The 26628-nt window shown below is 65.5% G+C and carries 26 protein-coding genes; 17 read left to right on the top strand and 9 right to left on the bottom strand.

Going from position 1 to position 26628, the window contains the following annotated elements; translation table 11 throughout:
- Positions 1–56: 56 nt before the first annotated feature.
- The 4 genes from K1X11_RS15565 (at position 57) to K1X11_RS15550 (ending at position 4246) form a co-directional block, all read left to right on the top strand.
- Positions 57–983 (top strand): TerC family protein, encoded by a 927-nt coding sequence (locus tag K1X11_RS15565; RefSeq protein ID WP_221031161.1) that lies wholly within the window; start codon positions 57–59, stop codon positions 981–983.
- Between the two features lie 19 nt (positions 984–1002).
- Positions 1003–2046 carry a glycoside hydrolase family 113 gene (locus K1X11_RS15560; protein WP_221031160.1) on the top strand — a complete coding sequence of 348 codons (1044 nt, stop codon included), beginning with the start codon at positions 1003–1005 and terminating at the stop codon, positions 2044–2046.
- A 177-nt stretch (positions 2047–2223) separates the two neighbouring features.
- A complete protein-coding gene (locus K1X11_RS15555) occupies positions 2224–2781 on the top strand; it encodes an NUDIX hydrolase (protein WP_221031159.1) in 558 nt (185 codons plus the stop codon).
- A gap of 70 nt (positions 2782–2851) precedes the next feature.
- On the top strand, positions 2852–4246 hold the full coding sequence (locus tag K1X11_RS15550; protein ID WP_221031158.1) for a Gfo/Idh/MocA family oxidoreductase: 1395 nt from the start codon (positions 2852–2854) through the stop codon (positions 4244–4246).
- A 250-nt stretch (positions 4247–4496) separates the two neighbouring features.
- Here K1X11_RS15550 and galB read toward each other — a convergent pair whose 3' ends face one another.
- Entirely contained in the window at positions 4497–7208 is a 2712-nt protein-coding gene (gene galB / locus K1X11_RS15545; RefSeq protein WP_221031157.1) for a beta-galactosidase GalB, read from the bottom strand.
- Between the two features lie 133 nt (positions 7209–7341).
- Positions 7342–8259, bottom strand: a complete 918-nt coding sequence (locus K1X11_RS15540) for a malate dehydrogenase (protein WP_221031156.1) — start codon at positions 8257–8259, stop codon at positions 7342–7344.
- A gap of 86 nt (positions 8260–8345) precedes the next feature.
- Here K1X11_RS15540 and K1X11_RS15535 point away from each other — a divergent pair, with 86 nt between their 5' ends.
- The gene (locus K1X11_RS15535) at positions 8346–9254 is read left to right on the top strand and encodes a 5'-methylthioadenosine/S-adenosylhomocysteine nucleosidase (RefSeq protein WP_221031155.1); all 909 of its coding nucleotides are present in this window, start codon (positions 8346–8348) and stop codon (positions 9252–9254) included.
- Positions 9255–9407: 153 nt separating this feature from the next.
- Here the strand turns inward: K1X11_RS15535 and K1X11_RS15530 are convergent, their stop codons facing one another.
- Together K1X11_RS15530 and K1X11_RS15525 are read right to left on the bottom strand one after the other, a co-directional pair.
- Positions 9408–10583, bottom strand: a complete 1176-nt coding sequence (locus K1X11_RS15530; protein ID WP_221031154.1) for a methyl-accepting chemotaxis protein — start codon at positions 10581–10583, stop codon at positions 9408–9410.
- The gene (locus K1X11_RS15525; protein ID WP_221031153.1) at positions 10580–11134 is read right to left on the bottom strand and encodes a PAS domain-containing protein; all 555 of its coding nucleotides are present in this window, start codon (positions 11132–11134) and stop codon (positions 10580–10582) included. The genes K1X11_RS15530 and K1X11_RS15525 overlap by 4 nt, the downstream gene beginning before the upstream one ends.
- Positions 11135–11241: 107 nt before the next feature.
- On the opposite strand from K1X11_RS15525, the gene K1X11_RS15520 reads away from it, so the two are divergent.
- From K1X11_RS15520 to K1X11_RS15505, 4 genes are all read left to right on the top strand, one after another.
- Complete coding sequence (locus tag K1X11_RS15520) at positions 11242–12261, top strand: aldo/keto reductase (protein ID WP_221031152.1); 1020 nt, start codon at positions 11242–11244, stop codon at positions 12259–12261.
- A gap of 99 nt (positions 12262–12360) precedes the next feature.
- Positions 12361–12912 carry a DUF2231 domain-containing protein gene (locus tag K1X11_RS15515; RefSeq protein ID WP_221031151.1) on the top strand — a complete coding sequence of 184 codons (552 nt, stop codon included), beginning with the start codon at positions 12361–12363 and terminating at the stop codon, positions 12910–12912.
- Between the two features lie 58 nt (positions 12913–12970).
- Complete coding sequence (locus K1X11_RS15510) at positions 12971–13654, top strand: response regulator (protein ID WP_221031150.1); 684 nt, start codon at positions 12971–12973, stop codon at positions 13652–13654.
- A gap of 11 nt (positions 13655–13665) precedes the next feature.
- Complete coding sequence (locus K1X11_RS15505) at positions 13666–14715, top strand: histidine kinase dimerization/phospho-acceptor domain-containing protein (protein ID WP_221031149.1); 1050 nt, start codon at positions 13666–13668, stop codon at positions 14713–14715.
- 7 nt (positions 14716–14722) lie between these two features.
- On the opposite strand, the gene K1X11_RS15500 is transcribed toward K1X11_RS15505, so the two are convergent.
- Together K1X11_RS15500 and K1X11_RS15495 are read right to left on the bottom strand one after the other, a co-directional pair.
- The gene (locus tag K1X11_RS15500; RefSeq protein WP_324726006.1) at positions 14723–15454 is read right to left on the bottom strand and encodes a DUF1223 domain-containing protein; all 732 of its coding nucleotides are present in this window, start codon (positions 15452–15454) and stop codon (positions 14723–14725) included.
- A gap of 67 nt (positions 15455–15521) precedes the next feature.
- Complete coding sequence (locus tag K1X11_RS15495) at positions 15522–16565, bottom strand: DUF481 domain-containing protein (protein ID WP_221031147.1); 1044 nt, start codon at positions 16563–16565, stop codon at positions 15522–15524.
- Positions 16566–16714: 149 nt separating this feature from the next.
- Between K1X11_RS15495 and K1X11_RS15490 the strand changes: the two genes are divergently transcribed.
- On the top strand, positions 16715–17593 hold the full coding sequence (locus K1X11_RS15490) for a class I SAM-dependent methyltransferase (protein WP_225919455.1): 879 nt from the start codon (positions 16715–16717) through the stop codon (positions 17591–17593).
- 27 nt (positions 17594–17620) lie between these two features.
- A complete protein-coding gene (locus K1X11_RS15485) occupies positions 17621–18349 on the top strand; it encodes a sugar isomerase domain-containing protein (RefSeq protein WP_221031145.1) in 729 nt (242 codons plus the stop codon).
- Positions 18350–18444: 95 nt separating this feature from the next.
- Here K1X11_RS15485 and K1X11_RS15480 read toward each other — a convergent pair whose 3' ends face one another.
- The gene (locus tag K1X11_RS15480; protein ID WP_221031144.1) at positions 18445–19764 is read right to left on the bottom strand and encodes a TonB family protein; all 1320 of its coding nucleotides are present in this window, start codon (positions 19762–19764) and stop codon (positions 18445–18447) included.
- 99 nt (positions 19765–19863) lie between these two features.
- Here K1X11_RS15480 and K1X11_RS15475 point away from each other — a divergent pair, with 99 nt between their 5' ends.
- On the top strand, positions 19864–20790 hold the full coding sequence (locus K1X11_RS15475; RefSeq protein ID WP_221031143.1) for an alpha/beta hydrolase: 927 nt from the start codon (positions 19864–19866) through the stop codon (positions 20788–20790).
- A 46-nt stretch (positions 20791–20836) separates the two neighbouring features.
- A complete protein-coding gene (locus tag K1X11_RS15470; RefSeq protein WP_324726005.1) occupies positions 20837–21742 on the top strand; it encodes an N-acetylglucosamine kinase in 906 nt (301 codons plus the stop codon).
- A 20-nt stretch (positions 21743–21762) separates the two neighbouring features.
- Here the strand turns inward: K1X11_RS15470 and K1X11_RS15465 are convergent, their stop codons facing one another.
- Positions 21763–22341 carry a uracil-DNA glycosylase family protein gene (locus K1X11_RS15465; RefSeq protein WP_221031141.1) on the bottom strand — a complete coding sequence of 193 codons (579 nt, stop codon included), beginning with the start codon at positions 22339–22341 and terminating at the stop codon, positions 21763–21765.
- Between the two features lie 33 nt (positions 22342–22374).
- Complete coding sequence (locus K1X11_RS15460) at positions 22375–22827, bottom strand: YHS domain-containing (seleno)protein (protein ID WP_221031140.1); 453 nt, start codon at positions 22825–22827, stop codon at positions 22375–22377.
- 223 nt (positions 22828–23050) lie between these two features.
- On the opposite strand from K1X11_RS15460, the gene K1X11_RS15455 reads away from it, so the two are divergent.
- The 4 genes from K1X11_RS15455 (at position 23051) to K1X11_RS15440 (ending at position 26541) form a co-directional block, all read left to right on the top strand.
- On the top strand, positions 23051–24676 hold the full coding sequence (locus K1X11_RS15455; RefSeq protein WP_221031139.1) for a sigma-54-dependent Fis family transcriptional regulator: 1626 nt from the start codon (positions 23051–23053) through the stop codon (positions 24674–24676).
- 33 nt (positions 24677–24709) lie between these two features.
- Entirely contained in the window at positions 24710–25612 is a 903-nt protein-coding gene (locus K1X11_RS15450; RefSeq protein WP_221031138.1) for a 3-methyladenine DNA glycosylase, read from the top strand.
- Positions 25609–26253 (top strand): Crp/Fnr family transcriptional regulator, encoded by a 645-nt coding sequence (locus tag K1X11_RS15445; RefSeq protein WP_221031137.1) that lies wholly within the window; start codon positions 25609–25611, stop codon positions 26251–26253. The genes K1X11_RS15450 and K1X11_RS15445 overlap by 4 nt, the downstream gene beginning before the upstream one ends.
- A 90-nt stretch (positions 26254–26343) precedes the next feature.
- Positions 26344–26541 carry a YgaP family membrane protein gene (locus tag K1X11_RS15440; protein ID WP_221031136.1) on the top strand — a complete coding sequence of 66 codons (198 nt, stop codon included), beginning with the start codon at positions 26344–26346 and terminating at the stop codon, positions 26539–26541.
- The last annotated feature ends 87 nt before the right edge of the window (positions 26542–26628 follow it).

The following is a 26628-nucleotide window of genomic DNA, read 5'->3' as shown; positions in this document are numbered from 1 at the left end:
CGTCCGACTCACTGCTTGCGCCGCGTGTTCCCCGCCACGCATCCTCCGCGCCTGCCATGGAGACACTGCCACTTTGGGCCTGGGGCGCCTTTCTCATCTTCATCATCGCGATGCTCGCCCTCGATCTGGGCGTGTTTCACCGCAAGTCGCACACGATTCACCTGCGCGAAGCTCTCACCTGGTGCGGCGTGTGGTTCAGCCTGGCGATGGTGTTCTGCGTCGTCGTGTGGACATGGCTCGGCCCCAAACACGGCATGGAGTGGCTCACGGGCTACGTGGTGGAGATCGCGCTGAGCGTGGACAACGTCTTCGTGTTCATCGTCATCTTCACCTACTTCAAGGTGCCGGCGGAGTATCAGCATCGGGTGCTGTTCTGGGGCATCGTGGGCGCCGCGGTCCTGCGCTTCGTCTTCATCGTGGCCGGGGTGAGCCTGCTCGCCCGCTTTCACTGGCTGATCTACGTCTTCGGCGCGTTTCTGGTCTACACCGGCATCAAGCTCGCCCTGCCGCAGGATGACGAGTTTGACCCCGAGCAGAACTTTGCCGTGCGCCTGCTGCGCAAGGTTTACCCCGTCTCCAACCACTATCACGGCAGACACTTCTTCACCACCGAGCAGGGCATTCGTATGGCCACCCCGCTCTTTGTGGTGCTGCTGGTGATCGAGACCACCGACGTCGCCTTCGCCCTCGATTCGATCCCGGCGGTGCTGGCGATCACCGACGTGCCGTTCATCGTTTTTACGTCCAACATCTTCGCCATCCTCGGCCTGCGCGCCATCTACTTCGCGCTCAATGGCGTCATGGGCATGTTCCGCTTTCTCAACGTCGGCCTCGCGGTCATCCTGAGTTTCATCGGCGTCAAGATGTTGGTCTCCGCCTTTTATCACATCTCGGTCGGCATCTCGCTCGGGGTGATCGGCGGCGTGCTGGCCCTCGCCGTCGGCGCCTCCCTGCTCTTCCCCGCCAAGAAAGACGAGGCGTAGAACAACCCGCCATTTTGTTATGACCGTCCGCCTGCTGCCACTCCTCTGCCTGCTCGGCATGTGCGGCGCATTCGACGGTGCAATGGTCATGGCCCAGCCGCCGGAGTCGGCGCCACCAAATCCCGATGATACCATCCGCGGCGTCGTCATCTCCTGCCAGACTTGGGGCCGCGAGTGGGGCACCGACGAGATGGTTGAAGCCATGCAGGAAATCAAAGCCCTCGGCGGCAACTGGGTGCAGATCCATCCCTACGGCGGCATTCAGCGCGACGGCTCCATCTCGTTTGGACGCCTGCCCGAGGATCCCGACGAAGCGCCGGTCTGGCTTGCTCGCCCCATCGCCGAAGCCCAACGCCTCGGCCTGAAAATCTGCATCACGCCGCACCTCGCCCCGTGGCGCGCCGGCTGGAGTTGGCGCGGCGACATTCGTTTCGAAGACGACGCCGCATGGGAACGTTTCTTCCGCGACTACGAAGCCTGGATCACCCGCCTCGCCCGCCTCTGCCGCGACGCCGACGGCTTTGTGGTCGGCAGCGAACTCGACCAAACCATCCCGGGTCACGAACGCGAATGGCGCCGCATCATCGCCGCCGTGCGCGCCGAAACCGATGCCGCGCTCTCCTACGCCGCCAACTGGCCCGACTACCAACGCGTGCCCTTCTGGGACGCTCTCGATTGTATCTCGGTCTCGGCCTACTTCCCCTTGGTCGACCACGACCGTTACCCGACCCCCAGTGAACTCGATCGCGCGTGGAGCCGCATCCGCGAAGACCTGCTCGACTACGGTCGCCGCCAAGGTCTCCGGGTCGTGCTCATGGAGCTCGGCTACGACACCGGCCTCAACGTCGCCCGCGAACCCTGGCGAGACGGCGACCGCCGCGCCGGCGGCGCCTCCCTGCAGGCGCTCTGCCTCGACCGCGCTCTCACCGCCATCGAACAACCCGATGACGACCTGCTCGGCGCCTTTCTGTGGAAATGGTTTCCCGGCGACTCCCGCGGCGAGACCTTCCTCAAAAGCGACCCGCACATGCGCGAAGTGATCGCGCGGCACTGGTTGCCATAATCGCCCCAACCACCAAACCCCTCACGGCCTCTTTCGTCCTTCTCTTTCTCTCTACCTTTGTCCGCGTGAGACAGGTGGATTCCGCCCGGTGGGGAGAAAGAGAACGATAAAGACGAAAGAGAAAGATTCCCCGTCGCGGACTCGACGCGACTGCGGTCATGCGTTGCGATCCGCCCCATGTTGCACCCTTGGGAAACCCTTAGCTCCCGCATCATTCATCAGGATCGTTGGATTCACCTGCGCGCCGATTCCTGTCGCCGCCACGACGGCCTCGTGATCGAGCCGTTCTACGTGCTGGAGATGTCAGACTTCGTGCATGTGCTGCCGGTGCTCGAAGACGGTCGTCTGCTGCTGGTGCGCCAGTGGCGCCACGGCGGCAACACCTTCTCCCTCGAGCTTCCGGGCGGCATGCTCGACGCCGGCGAAACACCCGAGCAGGGCGCCCGTCGCGAGTTGTTGGAAGAGTGCGGCGCGGAGGGTTCCGACTGGAGCCTCGTCCACCGCTTCTTCCCCAACCCCGCCCGCCAGAACAACCTCTTCCACGCCTTCCTCGCCCGCGGCGTGCGCCGCATCTCCGACCAACAACTCGACGGCAACGAGGAGATCGAAATCCACGCCCACACCGTGGCCGAAGTCGACGCCGCGATCGCCAGCGGTGAGTTCAACCAAGGCAACCACATCGCCGCCTACCTGCTCGCCCGCCCGCAGCTGGTCGGGGAGACCGCGAAAGGGTAAGCTTAACCTTTCGCACCAGCGGCGGCGGCATCGGCTTGGCCGCCGCCCGCAAACCCGCTAGCAAGACCGAATGCCCCGTCCTACCCGTCGCGACTTCCTGCGCTCCGGCGCCCTTGCTTCCTCTTTACTTTGGGCCGGCTGCCAAACGCGCAGCGGCTCCGGCACCACGAACGCCACCAAGGCTGCAGCCACCTCCGCCAACGCCACCAGCGACCGCGTGCGGCTCGCCCTCGTCGGCATCGGCAACCGCGGCCAGGCCCTCATCCAAGCCTTCAACGACACCGGCCTCACCACCTTCGTAACCGCGGCCGATGTCGACCTCGGCGGCGCGCACTGCGTCGAGCCCCGCCAGATGCTCGGCGACATTCCCTACTACGCCGACTTCCGCGAGATGCTGGCCGAGCAGGAGCGCAACATCGACGCCGTCGTCATCGCCACGCCCGACTTTTCCCACTGCCCCATCGCCATGCTGGCCATGGCCGCCGGCAAACACGTTTTTGTCGAAAAGCCCCTCGCTCAATCCTTCGACGAGGTCGACCTGCTCATCGAGCAAGCGCAACGCACCGGCGTGGTCACCCAGATGGGCAACCAAGGCCACTCCGGGCCCAACTACTTCCAGTTCAAAGCCTGGAGCGAAGCGGGCATCATCAAGGACATCACCCGCATCGATGCCTTCATGAACTCGCCCCGTCGCTGGCACGGTTGGACGGTGGACGGCTTCGATCACGGCCGCCCGACCCCCGACACGATCGACTGGGACCTGTGGCACGTCGGCCGCCCCATGCACGACTTCAGCGAACGGCTCCACCCCGGCAATTGGCGCAGCTGGTTTGAATACGGCGACGGCGCCTTCGGCGACTGGGCTCCCCACATTTTGGATACGGCGCACCGCTTCCTCGACCTCGGTCTGCCCGACACCATCGAGGCCGTGAAACGCGACGGCCCCAACGACTACATCTTCCCGCAGGCGAGCACGATCCGCTTTGGCTTTCCGCAGCGTCGCGGCCACCCCGCCTGCGACGTGTTCTGGTATGACGGCGTGGACAACCAACCCGCGCTGCCGCCCGAGGAAACCGTCGGCGCCGAACGCGCCCGCAACGGCAAATACCTCTACTCCGCCGACGGCACCGTCTTTCGCGGCGGCACACACAGCGCGACCCTGCGCATCATTCCCGCGGAGAAGATGCGCGAGATGGCCCCGCGCCTGCCGCGCTTCCCGCAGAAGAACAGCGACCACTTCGCCAACTTCGCCCTCGCCTGCCTGGGGCAAGAGCAGGCGCGCTCGCCCTTCAGTGTCTCGGGTCCGCTGTCGCAGGTGTTCATTCTCGGCTGCATCGCCCAGCGACTCGGCGGCACCTTGAAGTTCGACCGCCAACAACGCCGCTTCGTCGATCACCCCATCGCCAACGCGTTGCTCAGCGCCCCGCCCCCGCGCTTCGGCTGGGCGGCATGTTACCGGGTGTAGCCTACACGAAGGCATCTCCCCGCTCTTTCTCGTTCCTCTTTATCTTTCTCTTTCTCCCCGCGAACCGGAATCGCTGCGCACTTCGGACGAACCCGGCGCCGTGAGGCAAGGGAGCGCGAGCAAGCTCGCAGCCTACGTTGAGCTCTCGCACCCACACTGTAGGCTGCGAGCTTGCTCGCGCTCCCTTGCCCCTCCGAGGGTGGACGCGGACCTCCGGGCCGCGTCGGCACCTGCTCGAAAATGCGTGCGCCTACTCCTGCGTCGCGATCACCGCACGACCCGCCGTCAGCCCGTCCCCTTCGACCGTCACCGTGATCTCACCCGGCTCGCCGGGCTGGCCACGCACGATCGCCAACGCGAGGCCGTTGAACGCCCTGCGCTGCAGCGACGGAAACGCGGTCAGGTCGGTCGGGTCGCCGTTGTCGGTCGCCACAATTTCACCCGGGCCGCTGATCGAAAACCGTAACTCCGGTTTCGCATTGCGGATGAATTCACCGTCGGCGTCGAGCACCCGCACCGTCACGAAGCTCAGGTCCTGGCCGTCGGCCGCGATCGTCGCGCGATCGGGCTCTGCGCTCAGCGCCGCCGCCGGGCCGGTGGTCTTCACCGTTTGCTCCGCCCACTTGGTGCCGTGTTTGTAGGCGACGACTTTGATCTCGCCCGGCTCATAAACGACATCGTCCCAGCGCAACCGATACTCGAACTCGCCCTTGGTTTTGCGGCCGAGGGATTCGCCGTTGAGAAACAGTTCGGCTTCGTCGCCCGTCGTGAAGACATGCACCGGCGTGATCTGACCCACGCGATCGGGCCAGTTCCAATGCGGCAGCACGTGCACCATCGGGTAGTGCGGGCGCCACGCGGCCTGATAGAGGTAGAAACGATCCTTCGGAAAACCGGCGAGGTCGATGATGCCGAAATACGAACTGCGCGCGCCGTAGTAAGGCGTCGGTTCACCGAGATAATCCCAACCGCTCCACACAAAACCGCCAGCCACGTAAGGATGGCGCGCCAGCGAACCGAGCACCTTGTCGGCCGAGGAACCGAAGGGCGCGGTGTAGAGTTCGTAAGCGCTCACGTGCATCGCCACCGGGTCTCCACCCTGCCCGTCCTCGACCGGTGCGCTGATGCCGGACGTGACCGGGAAGAGGTATTCGCCGCGACTGGAAACGGCGGCGGCGTTCTCACTGCTGATGATCATCTTGGCCGGAAACGCGTCATGGAATGCCGGATACAGCGGCGGCGTGTTGATGCCTTTGAGGTGCGCGTAAGCCGGCGCGTTGCGGATGCCCTCGCCCTGGTAGTTGAGCGTGATGGCGTCCATGACGCGGAGGATCGGCATGTGCGGCTTGGCAAAGTTGAACGATGCCGCCGTGGGCCGCGTGGGGTCTTCGTCCTTGGTGATGTCGTGCAGACGCTGCGCGACGGCGGCGCCGGCTTCACCGGTGTATTGCTCGCCCACCTCATTGCCGGTGCTCCACATGATGACCGACGGGCTGTTGCGGTCGCGGCGCACGAGCGCGCGCATGTCCGGCTCACTCCAGTCGGGGAAGATGAGGTGGAAATCGAGCGGCGGCTTTTTGCGCTCCCAGGCATCGAAGCTCTCGTTGATGACGAGAAAGCCCATGCGGTCGGTGAGTTCGAGCAACTCGGGGGCGGGCGGGTTGTGCGCCAGGCGGATGGCATTCACGCCGGCCTCGCGCAGGAGCTCGAGCTGACGCTCCGCCGCGCGCACGTTGAAGGCCGCACCGAGCGCGCCGAGATCGTGGTGCTGGTTCACCCCCTGGAAGGTGATGTGCTCGCCATTCACGAAGAGCCCCTTGGTGGGGTGGAACTCGAGCGTGCGAATGCCGAAGCGGGTTTCGTAGGTGTCGACGACTTGGCCGCCCCGGCGCAGCGTGGTGATGGCGCGGTAGAGGTGGGGGACCTGGTTCGGCGGCGGTCCCCAACGCCGCGGGTTCTCCAGTTCCACGGTCGTGGCGAGGCGCTGTTTCGCTCCGGCGCCGACCTTGGTCTCGCGATCCGGGAACCGCGCCACCACGCCGCCCTGGAACTCAATCGAGGTCTCGGCCGTCACCGTCTCCTCCGCATCACCGTTGTTCTGCACCACCAGCTCCAAATCGATCGTCGCGGCCTCGGCCGACACGTCGCGGGTGGTGATGAAGGTGCCCCATTGGGCGACTTGGACCGGGTTGGTTTTCGTCAGCCAGACGTTGCGGTAGAGGCCGCCGCCCGGATACCAGCGGGAGGAGTTGGGCGGGTTGTCGAGGCGGATGGCGAGCTGGTTGGCGCCGCCAAAGTTCACGTAGGGCGTGAGGTCGAGGTGGTAAGTCGTGTAGCCGAAGGGCCAGCCGCCCACGAGGTGGCCGTTGAGCCACACCATCGAGTAGGACATGGCACCGTCGATCTCGAGGGTGATGGTCCGTCCGGCGTCGCTGGCCGGGATGACGAGATCGCGCCGATACCAGGCCACGCCCGGGCTGGGCAGGCGACCCATGCCGCCACCGACAGGCGCGGGATCACCAGCGTAAAACGGACCGGCAATAGCCCAGTCGTGCGGCAACGTCACCGCCTCCCACGCGCTGTCGTCGAAGTCGTCCTGCACAAAGGGGAAGTCCGCACCCGGGTCGCCCTCTGGCCGGGTATGGCGCTGCGCCGGGTCTTTGATGAAGGCGTTGCCGCTGGGAAGAATCCAAGGCTTGAGCACCTGCTGATGGACTTCGATGGCGACGGCCTCGGTCGGCTTCTCGTCGGCCGGCCGATCGTCGCGCGCGGCGCTGTCGTCGGGGCGCACGTCGTAAATGAGGGCATCGGCCTCGGCCGTAGAGGCATATTTGTAGAACCGCCAACCGTCATTGATCGACAGGCGCTCGCGCGGAGCAGCAGCGACACTGGAGACCGCGATCGCGGTGCAGACAAACGAGAGGACGAGGGCGAGACGGGGGAAGCGTCGACGAACAGCCATTGGATGCGTGGGGTTCGAGGGAACAGGGGTTGAGGGAACGATGGGGAGGAGGTCCACCACAATCATCCACCAAGGGCAGGGCAAGGGCGCGCCTCCCGAACACACGCGCTATCTATTGCCGGAAGCTAGTCCCCTACCCGTTCGCCGCACCCACCGCCTCAATCACTTCGCGCACGCGCCGGGCGCTGGTGGCGAAGGCGGCGCGTTCCTCGGCATTGAGCGGCGGCAGGAGAATACGTTCGATGCCGCCCGCGCCCACCACAACCGGCAGGCTCAGGCACACGCCCTCGACGCCGTAGTGGCCGTCGATGCGAATGCTCAGCGGCATGGTGTGGCAGGTGTCGTGCACGATGGCTTCGATCGCTTCGGCGGCGGCCGCAGCCACGGCGTAGCAGGTGTTGCCCTTGAGCCGGAAGACCTGGAGGCCCGCGTCGGTCGTCTGCTTGAACAGTTCGCGCCGCTCGGGCGTATCTTCCAAAGGCTCCGCCCCCGACTGCGCCAGGCTCATGGCGGCAAATTGCGACGAACCGTGCTCACCAAGCACGTAACTGCGGATGTCCGCCGGGTGAATGCCCACTTGGTTGGACAAGGCATCGCGAAAGCGCGCCGAGTCGATGAGCGTGCCCGTGCCAAACACCTGAGTCGGCGGCAGGCCGGTGAGCTGCAGCACCTGCCAGGTGATGACGTCGACCGGGTTGCTCACGATGAGCAGTTTCGCGTCCGGCGCAGCGGCCACCGCGGCTGGAATGAGTTCGCGCATGAGCTCCACGTTGGCGGCGGCGAGCTGGTTGCGATCGCTCATATCAGTCGGCGTCGGCGCCGAGGCACACACCGCGATCACGGCCGACCCCGCGACATCGGCGATATCGCCGCCGCGCACCTCCAGCGGCGCGCGCAAAAAGAGCTGGGCGTGCTCGATATCGAGCGCTTCACCGGCCGCGCGGTCGCGGTTGCGGCCCACCAACACGAGTTCGGAGGCGAGACCTTTGAGGGCCAGGGTGTAGGCGAGCGTCGCGCCGACCCGGCCCGGGCCGATGATGGAAACTTTCATGGGGCGAAGTGTAGCACGTTCGGGGCCGGTCACAAACGACATGACCTTGCGCAGGGTTCGGCACTTCGCTTGCTTGCCCCACCGTCATGATTCGCAACGGCCTGGCCCTCGTTTCCTTCACCCTCACCTTCCTCGCTTTGGCGGTTTCCGCCTCGGCCGCCGAGCGGCTCTACGCCGTGTTGGGCGCCTACCGCCCGGAGATGGAGGCGTTGCACGAGGTGCTCGAGATCGACGAGGCCAACGGCTGGGAACTCGTCCAGCATCTGGGCGTCGATTTCTGGCGCGGTGAAGTCGACGGCAAACAGGTGGTCGTCTTCAGCACCAGCGTGAGCACGGTCAACGCCGCCTATCGGCTGCAGCTGGCCTTCGAACGTTTTCCGATCACCCACGTGCTCTTCGCCGGCGTGGCGGGCGGCACCGATCCGTCGCTCAATGTGGGCGACGTCGTCATTCCCGAGCGCTGGGCCTACCACGATGAGGCGGCCTACCTGAACGAGGACCCGGACCAGCCCGGCGAATACCTCGTGCCCGACTACCTGAAACCGAAGATCGAAAACTTCGGCATGATCTTCCCGGATTCCATCCTGGCCGACCGCGGCGACGGTGAAGGCCTGCGCGAGATGGCCTTTTTCCCCTGTGATCCCGAGCTGCTCGACGTCGCCCGCAAAGTCCTGCCCGACCTGCCGCCGATGAAGAAGGGCGGTCGCGTGGTCGACGTTTCGGTGGGGGGCAACGGCGTGGCCGGCACGGTGTTTTTGGACAACGCCGAGTATCGCAAATGGATCTTCCGCGTGTGGCAGGCGCGCTGCACCGACATGGAATCCACCGCCCTCGCCCACGTGGCCTGGGCCAACCAGAAACCCATCCTGATCGTGCGCGGTCTAAGTGACCTCGCGGGTGGCCAGCACGGCAAAAACCCGATCGATGACAACGAGCTGGGCGTCTCCCAAATCGCCTCACGCGTCCTGCGCGCCATCATCGCGGCGCACGACTAAGTCCGGGACAAAGCGCGGCGCATTCACGCGCGGCGGAGGCGGCTCCCTGGCGCTGATCGAAAAACCAGGTGAGCCGCGGCCATCCTCCGTGTTCCTCCGAGTTCCTAATCACCAAGGTGGAGGATGAGCCGCGACTCCCTGATAAGTGCGAAATTAAGCGGCCATACGGGACGACGAATCTGAGGCGTCGCCCCCGGCGTTGAGTCCCCGCGTTTCCTGCTGCAGGGCACCGGCATCCACGGCGAGCTGATCGGCGGCGGATTTGAGCCCGCCGGTGACGCCATCGAGGTTCTCGGTGGACGTCGCGACGTCGGCCATCCGTTGGGAAATCGCAGTCGTGGACGCGGAAACTTGGGCGATGCGTTGGGCGATCTCTTCAACGGCGGCCGCTTGTTCGGACACCGAGGCCGAGATGGCGGACGCGCTGGCATCGATGCGCTGGATGGACTCACCCACGCCACCGATGACTTTGCCGACGTTGGCGGTGGCGGCCTGCATGCCTTTGATCTGGTCGGCGATCTTGCCGGTCGCTTCGGCGGTCTCGCGCGAGAGTGATTTCACTTCGCCAGCGACCACCGCAAAACTGCGGCCGTGTTCGCCGGCGCGGGCGGCTTCGATGGTGGCGTTGAGCGCGAGTAAGTTGGTTTGGCGCGCGATCTTGCTGATCACGTCGACGACCGAGCCAATCTCGCGGGCGGCGCCCCCGAGCTCGCTGACGGCCGTCCCGGCGCGCGTCGCTTCATCGACCGCAGAGCGGGTGAATTGGGCGGATTCCTGGGTGCGACGCGTGATCTCGGTCGTGCAAATGCTCAGCTCCTGGCAACCGGCCGCGACCGCGTTGATGTTCTGCGCGGCGGCATCGGAAGATTGCGCCACCTCGTCGGCGAGGCGACGGCTCTGGTGCACGTGCTCCTGAATCGAGGTCGCCGTTTCCCGCAGGCTGTGGGCGGACTGGTTGACCGACTCGGTCGTGCGGGTGACGCGCTGGGCGACCTCCCGACGTTCGGCGGCAAAACGCTCAATGGTAGCCGCGTCTTCGGCCATCTTGTGGGCGGCGCGGTTAATCGTGACGGCAGCCTGGCGATAGGAGCCATGGAGGCCACGTAGCAGGATCGGCCGGTGAAACTCACCGCGGGCGCAATGCTCCAGGGCGGCGGCCGACTCGCGCACGTAAGCGTCGCAGATGTCGAGCAGGTGATTGATGGCCCCGCCGAGCGCGGCAAATTCGGCCGACTCGGGGGCGGGCGAAACGCGCGCCTCGAGGTCGCCGTTGGCGGCGCGCTCGCAGATGGCGGTGAGTTCGCGGAGGATGGAAGCGGAGTCACTCATAACGAAGCGGCGAGACTGGTTTCGGCGGAAAGACTGAAGACAAACTCACCGTAGCTCTGGCCGGCGGCGGCGAGGGTCTTTTCAACGAGGGCCAAGGAGGCGGCCATGCCGGCAGCACCACCACCGGCGGCGCGCTCGGCTTCGAGCAAGGTGCGGTAGAGCGGTTTGACCTTGGCGAGGGCATCCGGATGCGGCACCCGGCGATTGGAATGGTAAGCCACGATGCGGCCGGAGGCGTCACAGCTCGGCGTCACGTGGGCGAAGACCCAGTAGTTGCGCCCGTCCTTGGCCAGGTTGTTGACGTAGGCGAAGATCTCCTGGCCGCTCTGGACGACATCCCAAAGGAGTTTGAAGACGCAGGCCGGCATATCGGGGTGGCGAATGAGATTGTGCGGCTGGCCCAGCAACTCGGCCTCGGTGTAGCCCGAGACGCGCTGGAAAACCGCGTTGGCGTAGGTGATCACCCCGCGCGGGTCCGTCTTGGAGACGATGACCTCGTCGGGCGAAAAGGTGACCTCCTCGCCGGTGGGTTGGATTTTGGGACGTGCCATGGAACTAGGAAGGTTTGGGATCCCCATCGACTCACTCGCCCTCCCTCTTGAAGGCGAAAATTGCGCACCTCTTGCACTCTTGCCCGCCCCGGGCTTGGGTGGGCCACATGGAACGACGCCGCCTTGGACGCAGCAATCTCACTGTCACCGACTTATGCTTCGGCACGATGACCTTTGGTGCCCGCAACACCGAGGAGGAGGCTTTCGCCCTGCTCGACCGCGCCTACGAGGCCGGCATCAATTTTTACGACACCGCCGAGATTTATCCCGTGCCGCCCAAAGCCGAGTGGGTCCACCGCACCGAGGAAATCGTCGGCCGTTGGCTGCAGACCAAACCCCGCGCGTCGATCATTCTCGCCACCAAGGTTGTCGGCCCGGCCCACGGCTGGTTCGTGCCGCCGGTGCGTCACGGCAATGCCGCCCTCGATCGCCATCACATCCGCACCGCCGTGGAGGGTAGCCTGCGCCGCCTCCAGACCGACTACATCGATCTCTACCAAACCCACTGGCCCGACCCTGACGGCAGCTACGAGGAAATCCTCGAAGCGCTCACCGAACTGAAGGAGGAGGGCCTGGTGCGCATCGTCGGATCCAGCAATGAAAGCGCCTGGGGCACGATGAAGGCCGAGGCCGTCGCGGCCGCCAACGGCTTCGCCCGCTACGAAACGATCCAGAACAACTTCTCCATCCTCAACCGCCGCTTCGAAGACGCGCTGGCCGAGATCTGCCGCCGCGAGAAAATCAGCTGCCTGCCCTACTCTCCTTTGGGCGGCGGCGTGTGCTCGGGCAAATACAACGACGGCGCCCTGCCCGAACCCGCCCGCTTCACCGAATACCTCAAAGGCGACGGCGAACGGCAGAAAAAGATGAGCAACCGCTTCGTCAACGAGCGCAGCCTCAACACCGTCACCGCGCTGCACGAGCTCGCCCGCGAGGCCGGCCTCAATCCGGTCGCGATGTGCCTCGCCTGGAGCCGCCAGCACGACTTCGTGGCCTCTTCCATCTTCGGCGCCACGACGATGGAGCAGCTCGAAGAAAACCTCGGCGCGCTCGACCTCACGCTGAGCAGCGACGTCCTCGCGAAAATCGACGCCATCACCCAGCGCTGGCCGTATCCACTAGGCTGAGACAGACGGCGCGGCGGATTAGGAAATTCTAACGTAACCCGGCCCGGTTTCTTAACCGCGGTCCGCTAGCATGGCGGCGAAATCAAATCCGTCTTCGCCATGCTTGCTCAAATCATACCCGATCCGCTGCACCCCGCGCTGGTGCATTTCCCCATCGTCCTGCTGCTCCTTGGTGCGCCGGTGGCCATCGCCGCCGCCTTTACTCGCCGGGCCCACCTGCCCTTCATCGCCGCCGCCCTGCTCAGCCTCGGCGCCCTCGGTTCCATCGTCGCCGTGCAATCCGGCGGCGAGGAAGAGGAGATCGTCGAGGATGCGTTGCCCAACGAGGCCATCCTGCACGAGCACGAGGAATGGGCCGAACGCACCAACGCCACCGCTATCGTCGCGGCACTTGTCGCCCTCGGGGCCGTTGCTCTCACCCGCAAGCCAACCATCGCCCGCGGGCTCAGCATCACCACGGCCGTCATCGCCCTCGCCGCCGCGGTGGGCGTCGGCTTCACCGGACACTACGGTGGCAAGCTGGTCTACCAACAAGGCGCCGGCATCCATCCACGCCTGGCCACCGCCACCGACGGCAACCCGACCGCGGGTTCGGCCGACGCGTCGTCCCGTCGCCGACATCACGACGACGACGATGATGACGACCATTAAGCAAACCGTGAGCACGCTCCGGCCTCGCCTGTCCGTCCCTCGATCCTAAGCTCCTTCCATGCGCGTGCTGGTCGCCGAGGATGAACCCAAAGTCGCCTCCCATCTCCAACAAGGATTGGCCGAGGCGGGTTACGCGGTGGACGTCGCTGCCGACGGCGCCGAGGCGCTGTGGCTGGCCACCACTCATCCCTACGACGCGATGGTCTGCGACGTCATGATGCCCGCCCTCGACGGCGTGAGTGTGGTGCGGCAACTGCGCCGCCGCCAGCTCACCTTCCCCGTCATCATGCTCACCGCCCGCCACGGCCTCGAGGACCGGGTGGCGGGCCTCGACGCCGGCGCCGACGACTACCTGGCCAAACCCTTTTCGATGATCGAACTGCTGGCGCGCCTGCGCGCCGTGCTGCGACGCCAGCGCCCCGAAGCCAACGACCGCATGCGCGTGGCCGACCTCGAGCTCGACCTCATCGCCCACACCGTGCGCCGCGGCGATCAGACCCTCAGCCTCACCAACCGCGAGTTCGCGCTGCTCGAGTTGCTCATGACCGCCAGCCCCAAACCCGTGAGCAAAACCGCCATCATCGAACACGTGTGGGACCAGCACTTCGACTCCGGCACCAACGTCGTAAACGTCTACATCAACTACCTGCGCACCAAGGTCGACCGCGACGGCCTGCCGCCCCTCATCCACACCGTGCGCGGCGTCGGCTTCGCCCTGCGTCCGCCGCCGGCCACCGACTGACTCATCCTCCCGTGAAATCCCTGCGTTGGCGCATCACCCTGTGGTTCACCCTCAGCCTGCTTGTGGTGTTGGCCGTTTTTGTGGGCCTCACCTACCTGCACCTCCTGCATGAACTGCGGGTCGAAAAATGGGAACGCGGACTCCCCGGCCACGAAACCTGGACCCTGCACGGCAACTACTCCGACGGCGAAGTGGCCGATATCGCCGGCGAACTCCTGCACCTGTCGCTGATCTACGCGGTGCCGGTCATCCTGCTCACCCTCGCACTCGGTTTCTACCTCGCCAAACGCGCCTTCGCCCCTGTCCAGCTCCTCAACCGACAACTGCAGGCCATCGGCCCCCGCCGGCTCGACCAAAGGGTCGACGTGCCGCACGCCGACGACGAGTTCCGCGACATCGAGCGCAACATCAACGCGCTGCTCGATCGCCTCGACACCCGCTTTCGCCAGCTCACCGAATTCTCCGCTCAGGTTGCCCACGAGCTGCGCACGCCCCTCACCCTCCTGCGCCTGCAGGTCGAGGATGCCGCCGACCGCATCGAACCCGCCCTCGCCGAATCCCTGCAGGACGAAATGCGCCGTCTCTCCGACTACGTCGATCAGTGCTTGCTGCTCGCCACCGCCGAACAAGGCCGCCTCTCGCTCGAACTGCAACCGGTCGACCTCGCGGTCCTCGTGCGGGAAATGATCGACGTCTATGAACTGCTGGCCCGCGAGCAGGACCGCGACATCGAGCTCAACGTGGAGGAGACCGCGCCCGCCATCCAAGCCGACCCACGACGCCTGCGACAGATGCTGCACAACCTTCTCACCAACGCCCTGCGCCACGGCGCCGGTCCGATCCACATTCACATCGGCCAGACCGCCGACCACCCGCGATGCGAAATCCGCAACGCTGTGCGATCCACCAGCCCGGCGCCAACCGGGTCCGCCGACAGTCCGCAACTCGGTCTGCGGATCGTGCATGCCCTCGCCGCCCTACACCCCGGCCTCACCTTCACCACGACCACCAGCGACCGGCCCACCAGCGAGACCTTCACGGCGACGCTGCAATGGCGTTGACGAGCGCTCACTCCAACCAACCGCCCGTTGCCTGCAACGGCGTCGGTTCGCCGGGGCGACTCACCCACACCGCCACCGCTCGGCGCCCGGCTTTCAGGTCGGTCGGCACCTCGGGCAATGTCATCTCGCCACGCCCGTCGCGCAGCGAGGCCCGCGTCCACGCCAACACCACAAACTCATGCTGCAGGCGGCGACCGCGGTTTTCGCCGCGGCGCACGTCACTCACGATCGCGCCACCGAGCAGTGCCACGTGCACTTCGAGGTCTTTGGCGTCGGGCTCGCCGAGAGGCGCGTAAGCCACTCGCAACGCGCCGTCGCGCAGCTCCGCGATCAGTTCACCACCGCGCGCTCCCGCGGCGCTCGCACCCAGCGCCCGCCCACTCCGCCAGGACCATTCGGTGCCTCCCCGCACCACGCCGGGCGTGTAGACGCGGCCGGAGCCCCAGGCCGCGGCGTAGCTGTATTGACGTTTTGTATACGCCGGGTTGGCGAAGCGGTCGGGCCAGCCGAGTCGATCCCAGTAGGTGACATGCCAGGCCAGCGGCACAAAGTCGCGCCACAGGCCGGGATCGTGACGCAGCCCGGCCAGCCAGGCCTCGGCGGGCGGACAACTGGAGCAGCCTTCGCTGGTGAAAAGTTCCAGGAGCGGCACGGGGTCCGGCCCGCTGCGCCACGTGTGGGACGGCTCCGCGGCGGTGGCCGCGGCCGTGGCGAGTGTCGCGCCGAGCAGTAAAAACAAAAGCGGCCTCATGCCGAAGCAGAGGCCGCCGAGGGGAAAGTTATTCCGAGGAATCGCGTGCGGTGGCTCAGTCCCAGTTGAGGACGAGACGGGTGTAGTAGGTGGTGTCCATGCTCTTCACCCCGGGAGCCGGCTCGCTGGTGTAATCGTTGTTGAGGCCGATGCGCAGCTTCCACTTCGAGGCCGTGATCGGCATTTCGAAGAACGAGTCGTGGATGGCGCGGTAGTTGGCGAAATCGTCGAAGGACGGCACGAAGGTGAGCGCGTTGGTCATCTTCATGGTCGCGAACTCGTAGCTGTGGTTGAGGCCGAAGTCCAAACCGGCGCTCTTCACGTCCTCGGTGATCGGGTTCTTGTAACCCTCATAGCGGAACGAGAGACCGGCGCGACCGGTGAGAGTTTGGTGCGGCTTCTTGATGAAGTCGTAACCGATACCGGCAGCGGACACGTTGTAGAGCTCGATGTCCTTGATGCGGTCGAAGCCGCCTTCGTTACGCACATACCACGACATGTGACCCTTGAAGTTGTTTTGGTAGTCCACCCCGGCCTTGAACTGGTCGGCCGACTTCACGTTGTCGGTCTCCTGGCGGTTGTAGCTGGTGTAAAACTGGAGCTTGTCCTTGGCGTTGGAGAGCGTGGCGCGCAGGGCCACGGCGGTGCCGAGCTGCTCGCGATTGCCGGCCTTGCCGGTGATGTCGACGGCAGCCTCATAAGCCCACTTGCGCTGGAGTGCGGCCACCGCCGGATCGGTGCCACCGGGCGCCCAGGTGGTGGCGATCTTGCCCACCGTGGTGCTGATCGTGCCATCCTTGCCCGCGATCGAAACCTGACCGGAGGCGGACGTCGTCACGGTGCCCTCCATGGTCGTGCCGCCCTCGAGGCGAACCACCAGCGGGTTGTCCATGGTGATGGACTCCACCTCGCTTTGGTTGATCGTGATGTCGCCGGCATAGGTCGTGCCGAGCGTGACCTTGCCGCCATCGATCTTCTTGATGGTGCCGACGAGGCGCGCGCCATCCTTGGTCGCGATCACATCGGCCTGCAGGCCGACGCTGGCGAGGGAAGCGATCAGCAACGCGACCGCCGTCTTCTTGATTGAGGAAATGTTCATGGTTTGCGGTCTAGGGGATTAACCCTAGTGTCTAAGTCAATAACAAGTCGGGATCCCAACGCTCAAACAACACCGGGAGATTCGTTTACAGAGCCGCCCCGCATGTCAGATTGCCGAGATTCATGAGCACGTTGCAATCCGCCCCCTCAATGGCAATCGCGAACCAGTGGCGACACTACCGTCTGCTGGACGCGGGTGCGGGCATGAAAATGGAGCGCTGGGGCAAGGTGACCCTCGTAAGACCCGACCCGCAGGTGATTTGGCCACGCCGCGCCGGCCCGAAATGGACCGACTGGGACGGCTACTACCACCGCAGCGACCGGGGCGGCGGCAAGTGGGAGTTTAACACGAAATTACCCGACTCCTGGCACCTCGACTACGACTCGCTGGGCCTGCGTTTTCGCATCTCGCCCACCTCCTTCAAACACACCGGCCTCTTCCCGGAGCAGGCGGTCAACTGGGAGTGGTGCACCGAACGCATCAAAACCGCCCGCGCCGCCGGTCGGGAAGTAAACGTGCTCAACCTCTTCGGCTACACCGGCGGCGCCACCTGTGCTGCGGCCAAAGCCGGCGCCAACGTCTGCCACGTCGACGCCGCCGAAGGCATGGTGAAATGGTGCCGTGAGAACGCTGCCCTCAGCGGCCTGGCCGACGCCCCCATCCGCTACATCGTCGACGACTGCCTCAAATTTGTCCGTCGCGAGATCCGCCGCGGTCGCACCTACGACGCCATCATCATGGATCCGCCCACCTACGGGCGCGGCAGCGGCGGCGAAATGTGGAAACTCGAGAGCCACCTCTGGGAACTGCTCGACGAGTGCGGCAAGCTGCTCTCCGACCAACCCGTCTTTTTCCTCATCAACGCCTACACCGCCCGCCTCTCGCCCACCGTGGTCGGCAACCTGCTCGCCGAACTCGCCCACCAAAAACGGCTCGGCGGCACCATCACCAGCGGCGAAGTCGGCCTGCCCATCGAAGCCGACGGCAAAACCCTCCCCTGCGGCGTCTACGGCCGCTGGGAGCACTAACCCCATTTCAGCGTTTCAGCTTTTCCCATGTCTTCCCCCGCAGATTCTTATTTCGAAACCGCCACCGCGCTCCTCCAGCGCGCCCGCGAAACCAACGCCGCCACGCTCAAAACCTGCGGCGCCCTCATCGGCCAATCGATCGCCGACGGCGGCGTGTTGCACACCTTCGGCAGCGGCCATTCTGAGATCATCGGCCGCGAGATCATCGGCCGCGCGGGCGGCCTCATGCCCGTCTCGGGCGTCTTCGATCCCGGCATGGGCTTTTCGGAAAACGTCGTCGGTTACGGCACCCGCCTCGCCGAGCGTTACCACAACACCCACGGCCTGCACGCCGGCGAAGTCATCATCGTCATTTCCAACTCGGGCAAAAACGCCTCTCCCATCGAAGTCGCCCTCGCCGCCAAAGCCCGCGGACTCACCGTCATCGGCCTCACCTCGGTGGCCATGAGCAGCACCGCCAAAACGGTCCATCCCGGCGGCCAGAACCTGCACGCCGTGGCCGACCACGTCTTGGACAACCTCGGCGTTTCCGGCGACGCCATCGTCGAAGTCGCGGAGGGCCAAATGGCCGGCCCCACCTCAACGCTCATTGGCGCCACCCTGCTCAACCTGCTCGCCCTCGAAACCATGACCTGGCTCCGCGACAATGGCCATGAGTTGCCCGTGGTGCGCAGCCAAAACCTGCCCGGCGGCATGGAAGCCAACATCGCGCTTTCCAAAAAATACCGCACCCGCCTCTCCAAACTCATCGGCTGAAGCGGCGATCCTCCGGCGAGGCGTCCTGCTGTAGCCGGGGACGGTGACCCCGGCCACCGTCTAGCCGCGTCGCGACCGAGCGACCCACGCGCTCCTTACAGCTGTTCTTCGACCCCACCACCGAGCGACTTCAGCCGCGAGTGCTGCAGCGACACGGTGAAGGTGGTCTGCACCGCCATCGGTTCCCCGTTGATTTTGGCCGGCTCAAACCTCCACTGCAGCACCGCCTTGCGCACCGCCGCCTCCAACGCGGGGTGCAACGGATTCATGAGATCCACGGCGATCACCTTGCCCTGAAAATTGATCGTCATCTTCACCTGCGCCTCCCCGGTCACTTCGCCCAACTCCGCAATCACCGGTATCTCAATTTCGGTGATGTGAATGATCTTCGGCGGTTCGATCGTGCCATTCGGAGTCTCCACCGTGCGCCGGGCAGCCAACTCGAAACGACGTCGCATGCGCTCGGTGTGGGACGTCTCCATCACATACTCCACGGCCTCAAACAAACTGTCCCCTGCCGCAACCAACTCCACTACTTCAATCGCCTGCCCCTGCCCCTTTTCCGCCAAGGTCTGAAAAGCACCCAAAAGCAAAGCCTGCACCACGGCGTTAGCCGTGGGATCATCCTTGGCCACCTCGTCGCGGCCGATGCGCATGCCGACCACCGCCGTCAAAAACGCGGCATCCAAATTACCCGCACTGCCAGCCAGTTCCAACCACTGCATCCCGATCAACGGATCACCGCTATCGATGAGACTCTTCCCCATCATCAGCATGGCGTCTCCGTAGTCCTGCTCGGCCGACAACTGATACCAATCGCGCGCCAAGAGCACGTCGCGCTCGATCCCGATTCCCTGCGTGACCAGATCGCCCACCTGCACCTGTCCTGCCGCATCATCCTGCGCCGCCGCCTCACGCGCCCAACGCAAAGCCTTCGTCGGGTCCTCCACCCCAAATCGGTCGTCCGCATGAATGCGGGCCAACACCCGTTGCGCCGGCACGTAACCGGACTCCGCCGCTGCTGTGATATGGGCTACGCCCACGGCGACATCCCGCCCCTCACCCAATCCCTGCAGGGCCAACAACCCGCGATTAAAATTTGCTGCGGCTAGTCCCGCGTCGACAGCTGCGGCATAACACTCCCGCGCTTTCACGGTATCCACCGCCCCACCGTCACCCTCCTCCCACATCTGACCCAGTCGCCACGATGCCGCCGCCACCCCCTGCTCCGCCAAGCGGGCATAAGCTTCGAAAATCTTGCGCCGGCCAGCGCCATCATTCCGATCCGTCTCCCGATCCCGCGCAAAAACCGTTTCCAGCTCCTGCCAGATCTCACCCTCGGAAGAAGCTCCTTGAGCGAACAGGCCCCCTCCTACCACCACCAAAACCACCCACCATCGGAGCCATATTCGCATGGTGGATCTCAATGCCATTCCGCGATCGCTTCCGCAAGCCACCCTTGCGGCGCACTTGCGGCATTGTGCATCCCAACCCGCCGATCCACTGTCTCCCCCATGCGCCGTCTGTTAATCCCCTTCATCATGGCCACCACCCTCGCTCTTTCTGCCACCGGCACCCCCCAAGTCCTTCCGCTCTGGGAAGGCACGCCACCCAACCACCAAACCTCTGAGCTCGTTGAAGTCGGCGAGCTGCGGGACACCATCTTTTGGTATTACCAGGTGCAGCACCCGACCATCGAGGTGCGGCGCCCGTCGGTCGGCGCCGCCAACGGTCAGGCCGTCATCGTGTGCCCAGGCGGTGGATACTGGGGCCTGGCCTACGACTGGGAAGGCACCGACACCGCCAACTGGCTTAACAGCATCGGCGTCACCGCCATCGTGCTCAAATACCGCACGCCCGAGGACGTCAGCAACGTGAAGCCCTGGCTGTCACCGCTGCTCGACGCGCAGCGCGCCATCCGCCTCACCCGCGCCCATGCCGCCGAATGGGGCATCGATCCGACCAAGGTCGGCATCATGGGCTTCTCCGCCGGCGGCCACCTCGCCTCGACGGCGGCGACTCACTTTGACGCCGGTGACCCGGGAGCCGCCGACCCGGTCGATCGCCTGAGCAGCCGTCCCGACTTCGCGATCCTAATTTATCCGGTGATCAGCATGGAGGACGGCGTCACCCACGGCGGCAGTCGCACCAACCTCCTCGGCGAAGCACCCACCACGGAGTTGATCGAACACTACTCCAACGACCTCCAGGTCACCGCCGACACCCCGCCCACTTTTCTGCTGCACGCCAGCGACGACGACGCGGTGCCGGTCGAGAACAGCCTGCGTTTCTACCGTGCGCTCATCGCCCACGGCGTGTCCGCCGAGATGCACCTGTATCCAACCGGTGGACACGGCTTCGCCCTCGCCATCGGCAAAGGCCACCTCCAAGGCTGGACCGCCCGCTGCGCCGATTGGCTCGCGACGCTTTCGCAAGAATAGACACCGGTTCATTTTGGGACTGCGTTGGGAGCTGTCCGGGTATTCCGTGTGTTCCGTGGGCAACAACAACAGCACCTATCGCATCGGCGTCGACGGCGGGGGGACCAAGACCGAACTCATTCTGGTGGATGAGCAGGGCAAGGTGGTCGCGCGACAGGTTGCGCCGGGTTGCAATCCCAACGCCGTGGGTCCCGATCAGGCGCGGGCGGTGTTGCTGACGGCCCTCGGTGAAATCCACCGCGGCACTGTCACCCACACGCACCTCTACATGGCGGGCGCGCCAGCCTTTTGGCGGGAATTGGCGGCGGAGCTGCAGGACTTCGGCACCGTCCACACCGCCGACGATTCCCTACCCGTCCTGGAACTCGCGACCGGCGGCCAACCTGGCATCGTCTTGCACGGGGGCACCGGCTCCTTTGTCGCCGCGCGCGGTCCCGATGGTTCAGTGCATTACGCCGGTGGGCTGGGCTGGCGTTTTGGGGATCCCGGCAGCGGCTACGACTTGGGTCGGCGCGCCATCGCTCAAGGGCTGCTCGAACTGCAGGGCTGGTCACCCGCCACCCGCCTTGGTCCCATCGTGCGCAGCCATGGCGAACTGGGCAACGACGCCGATGCCGCCGCGCTCACCCGCCATTTCTACCAAGGCGACGAGCCCAACAAACGCATCGCCGCGCTCGCGCCCGCCGTCCTGCACCTTGCCTCCGAAGGCGACCCCACCGCCCGCCAACTCGTGCTCGAGTCGGCCAAAGGCTTGCTCGACCTCGCCATCCATGTGGCGACCCGACTGTTTGTGGCGACACCTCTCGATGCGATTCCCGCCGGTCTCAGCGGCCCCATTCTCACCCATCCCGCGGTGCTCTCCGCGCTCGCGTCGCGCTCGCCGCTGCCCCTCACGCCGGTGACCGACGCACCCATTCTCGGCGTGCAACGTCTGCTGCAACGCATCCCGTAGGGTCCGGCTTCAACCGACCCTCAGCGCGCCAATTCCGCGGCTACCCGGACCTGCAGCTTCGGCACCACCTCCGCGGCGAACCACGGGTTGTGGGCCAGCCATACGCGGTTGCGCGGCGACGGATGCGGCAGGGCAAACACATCGCGCGCTCCTGAACAGGCGTGAGTCTTCACCGTATCCGCCAAGGAACTACTTTTTGCCACCGGTAGGTAATGAGCCAGCGCATGGCGGCCAACCAACAGCGTGAGCTTCACCTCGGTCAGCGCCGCCCGCAGTCGCTGGTGCCATAGCGGCGCACACTCGGGTCGGGGCGGCAGGTCGCCGCGCGGGCCGGACCCGGGAAAACAAAAGCCCATCGGCATGAGGGCGAAGTTGCGCGGATCATAAAATGTCGCTGCATCGACACCGAGCCATTCGCGCAAGCGATCGCCACTGCGATCCTGCCACGGCACCCCGGAGGCATGCACCAGCCGTCCGGGGGCCTGGCCGATGATCAGAATCCGGGACGCCGGATGGGCCGAGACGACCGGTCGCGGCGGGTGCGGCAACCGGGCCGCACAACGCGTGCAACGGTCAATCTCGGCCAGCAGGTCGTCCACGATCGTATCTGTTTACAGGATACTTCGGGGAGATCAGCGGGCGCTCTTGGCGAGCTCCGGCCACTTGGCCTGCGCCTTGGCGATGTTGCCGCTCAGGTCTTCACCGAAGGCCTTGGCAATGTCGGGGTTCAGGTTCAGGTAGAGCTTGTCGTCGACGATGACCCAGGTGTTCACATCGACCGGCAGGATGTAGCCGAGGGACGCACCGTAGGCACAGTAGCCACCGCACTGCGGGGCGTAACGCTCGGGGTTGGCCTTGAAGAGCTTCTGATGCTTCGCGTTGGCGAAGTAGTAGGTCGCCCCTTGATACTCGGCCGAGTAGTCGAGCGAGCCGTGGACCGGCTTGGATTCGGTGAAGAAGGCCACCGTGTCGTAGCCGTTGACGGCGACATTGCTGGCACCGGCGACATTGACGGCCGACTGGCCGAACAACGGCGCCACGAGGAGGATCGCCAAGGCGAAGAGGGAGGATAAACGAGTGTTCATTTTTTGAATACAGAGGTTGGTTGGTTAGTGGATGGATGGCGCCGCAGCGTGGGCCCCGGCGTCGGCAGAGCTCTTAACACCCCTCGTGCCAACTCCGGTTGTGAGAATTTAACATACCACCCTCCAACACGTTACACCTCCACGGCTCCGCGCCGGAATATCGACGAGTTTTCGTCGCTCTACGAAAGATCGTTGGTTGCCAACGATTCTACGTCGCCTGCCTATGAATTTGGAAACGCTGCCCTCGCTCATGTTGGAGATCGCCTCGGCCCGGGATCCGGCCGATGTGCCCACAGCTGTCGTCACCGGCTTGGCGCGCTGTGATGCGGTGGCGCTGGTGCGCATCTGGCTGCCCGGTCCGGGTGATCGATGTGCCACCTGTCGCTGGCGCGAACGTTGCCGCGACCAGACGAGCTGCCTGCACCTCTCCGCCGGCCACGGCAACTCCCTCACGCCCGACACCGACCTCTCCGGCGAGACGGATGGCTTCAACCGGATGCCGCTCAACCTGCCGCAAGTCGGCCGGGTGGCCTCGACCGGTCGGCCCTACCGCGAGCTCGGCCTGAACGGCAAGGAGGCCTGGATCATCGACCAGGCTTGGGCCCGGCGCGAACGGCTACGCACCTACGCCGCCCAACCGCTGGTGTTCCGCGGCGAGACCCTCGGCGTGCTCGAAATGTTTGACCGGCACCTGCACGGTGACGCGCATTTTAAGTGGCTGCGCATCTTCGCCGACCATGTTGCCGTGACCCTCTCCAACGCCCGCGCCTTTGCCGAAATCGAACGCCTGCAGGCGCGCACCGAAGCCGAGAATCGCTACCTGCAGGATGAAGTGCGGCAGACCTTTTCCGGCGGCGAGATCGTGGGCAACTCCACCGCGCTGCGCCGCGTGCTGGAACAGATCGCGCTCGTCGCGCCGACGGACGCCAGTGTGCTCGTGCTTGGCGAAAGCGGCACCGGCAAGGAGATGGTCGCTCGCGTGCTGCACGACCGGAGTCCGCGCCGCGCCCGGGCGCTCATCAAAGTCAACTGCAGTGCGATCCCCGAAGCGCTGTTTGAGAGCGAGATGTTTGGCCATGTGAAAGGCGCGTTTTCCGGCGCCATCCGCGACCGGGTGGGCCGCTTTCAATTGGCCGACGGCGGCACGCTCTTTCTCGACGAGATCGGCGATATGCCGCTCGCCGCGCAGGCCAAACTCCTGCGGGTGCTGCAGGAGCGGGAAATCGAGCGCGTCGGCGACGACCGCACGCAAACGGTCGATGTGCGCATCGTCGCCGCGACGCACCGCGACCTGGAGGCCGAGGTCGCGGCCGGTCGGTTTCGCGCCGACCTGTATTACCGCCTGCGCGTCTTCCCGCTCACGCTCCCACCGTTGCGCAAACGCCGCTCGGACATCCCGTTGCTCGCCGCCTACTTCGCGGCCAGCGCGACTCGACGACTCAAGTTGCCGGGCGCGCAACTGCCCACCGCCGAAGTGGCACGGCTGCAGAACTACGCCTGGCCGGGCAACGTGCGCGAACTGCAGAACCTGGTCGAACGCGCCGCGATCCTGGCGCGCGGCGGCCCGATGCGGTTCGGCGAATTATTGGGCACCGACACCGGTGCCGCCCCAGTCACCGCCACACCGCACGATCAAGACGAAGCGGTGATGCCGCTCACAGTCGCCGAACTGCGCGCGCTCGAACGACGCAACCTTGCCCTGGCGATGAAACGCGCTCACGGCCGCGTGCGCGGCCCCGGCGGCGCCGCTGAATTGCTCGGCGTCAAACCCACCACCCTCGCCTCCCGGCTCAACGCCCTCGGCCTCGCCCGCCGCGACGCGCTGACGCCGGTCGCTACGGCCCCTTGACGCGGGACGGTTGGCGGGCGTTTGCTGGCCGACGTGATCGCCACCGACAACACGACGACCGTGCTCGACGAACCTGCTTGGCAGGCGCGACGGCGTGCGCACGAGGCGCGGGTGGATGCACTGGTGGGCGGCCATCGCGAGCGCGCGGCGCGCGGCGAGAAACACCCGGTGGAGGATTTTCTATTCAACTACTACTCCTTCCGCCCGGCATGGCTGCGGCGGTGGCATCCGGGGCCCGGCGTGGTGCTGGCGGGCGAGACCGCGCGGGAGTATCTGCGGTGGCCTGAGTATCAGGAATCTGGTGACGGTGTGCGGGTGGCCCCGGAGGCGTTGCCCGAAAAGCGGCGCGGTTTTGTGCGCTGGCTGCATGCGTTTCTGACCACGACTGCGACGCGCCCGGCGTTCTTTGGCTGTTTCGGCTGGCACGAGTGGGCGATGGTTTACCGGCAATCGCCCGAGGAAGTGCGGCACAACGCGCACCCGCTGCGGTTTCCGCCCGACGAGATTGCCCGCATCGTGGAACAGGGCTCCGGCTGCTGTTCGCACTTCGACGCGTTTCGGTTCTTCACCGCGCCAGCGCGGCCGCTGAACCGGCATCAGCCGACGCGGGAAACGGCGATCGCACTGGAGCAGCGCGGCTGTCTGCACGCGAACATGGACCTCTACAAGTGGGCCTACAAACTGGCGCCGTATGCGCCGTCGGAGCTCGTGGCCGATTGCTTCGTGCTGGCGCGCGACATTCGCGAGATCGACATGCGGGCGAGTCCGTATGACCTGCGTCACCTCGGCTATGAGCCGATCATGATCGAGACGCCCGCCGGGCGCAGCGAATACGAGCGACGACAACGCGAATTCAGCGCCCGGGGCGAGCCCTTGCGGGCGCGGTTGATCACGGTGTTGGAGACGCTGTTGCGGGAAGGGGAGTCGGCGACGTGAACCCACCGCCGGCCTGGCTACGAGAGGCCCCGCCCGCCGAGGTCGCGGCATTTGTCGCGGCGGCGCAGCGCGTGAAACTGCCGGCGGCGGCGCAGGTGTTCTGGCCGGGAGATCGGTGCAACCAGATCGTGTTTGTCGAACGTGGCGCGGTGCGGGTTTACCAGCTGAGCGAGGAGGGGCGGGAGTCGACGCTTTATCACATCGCCCCGGGCGAGAGTTGTCTGCTCACCGCGTCGTGCATTTTGGGCGAGGTGGCGTTTCCGGCACAGGCGGTGGTGGAACAGGACACGCAAGGCTGGGCGGTGCCGGCGGCGGTGTTTCGCCGCTGGATGGATGAGAGCGCATGGTGGCGCGGCTACGTGTTTCGGCTTTTCGGAACGCGGCTGGCGGCGGTGTTGGGCAAGTTGGAAGCGGTGTCGTTTCGGCGCGTCGATGCGCGCTTGGCGGCGTTGCTGTTGCGCGATGTTGACGCGGACGGCGAAGTGCGTGCGACGCATCAGGTGCTGGCCGATGAACTCGGCACGGCGCGCGAAGTGGTGAGTCGAACGCTCGCGCAATGGGTGGCGGTGGGCTGGGTGGAAGCCGGGCGCGGTCGATTACGGGTGCGAGAAACCGAGGCGCTGCGCGGCTTGTGTGACTAAGTCACTGAAGGCGACGGGCGTCGCGGGTAGGATGGGCGGGTTCTCCGAACACTCATCCCAAACCACCCAACCCTCCATCCCCTACTCAACATGACCTGCAACGTTGGATCCGCCGATCGTATCGCCCGTATCATTCTTGGCCTCGCCGCTCTCGGCGCGGGGTTTTACTTCGAAAGCCTGTGGGGCCTCATCGGCCTGGTGCCGCTCTTCACGGCGGTGTTGCGCTGGTGTCCGCTCTACGTGCCGCTGAAGCTGAGCACTGCGAAAAAGGACGCGACGGAGTCGTAAGCTCTTACCTGTATCCCGAACTCGACCGAAACATCGCAGCGGCCCGACACTGTTCGGGCCGGCTGGGTGCGATCGGCCCGGCGCTTG

The sequence above is a fragment of the Actomonas aquatica genome (genome assembly GCF_019679435.2).
Classification (GTDB): Bacteria; Verrucomicrobiota; Verrucomicrobiia; order Opitutales; family Opitutaceae; genus Actomonas; species Actomonas aquatica.
Note: the sequence above shows the minus strand (reverse complement) of the source record. Positions and strands in the feature narration are given on the sequence as shown.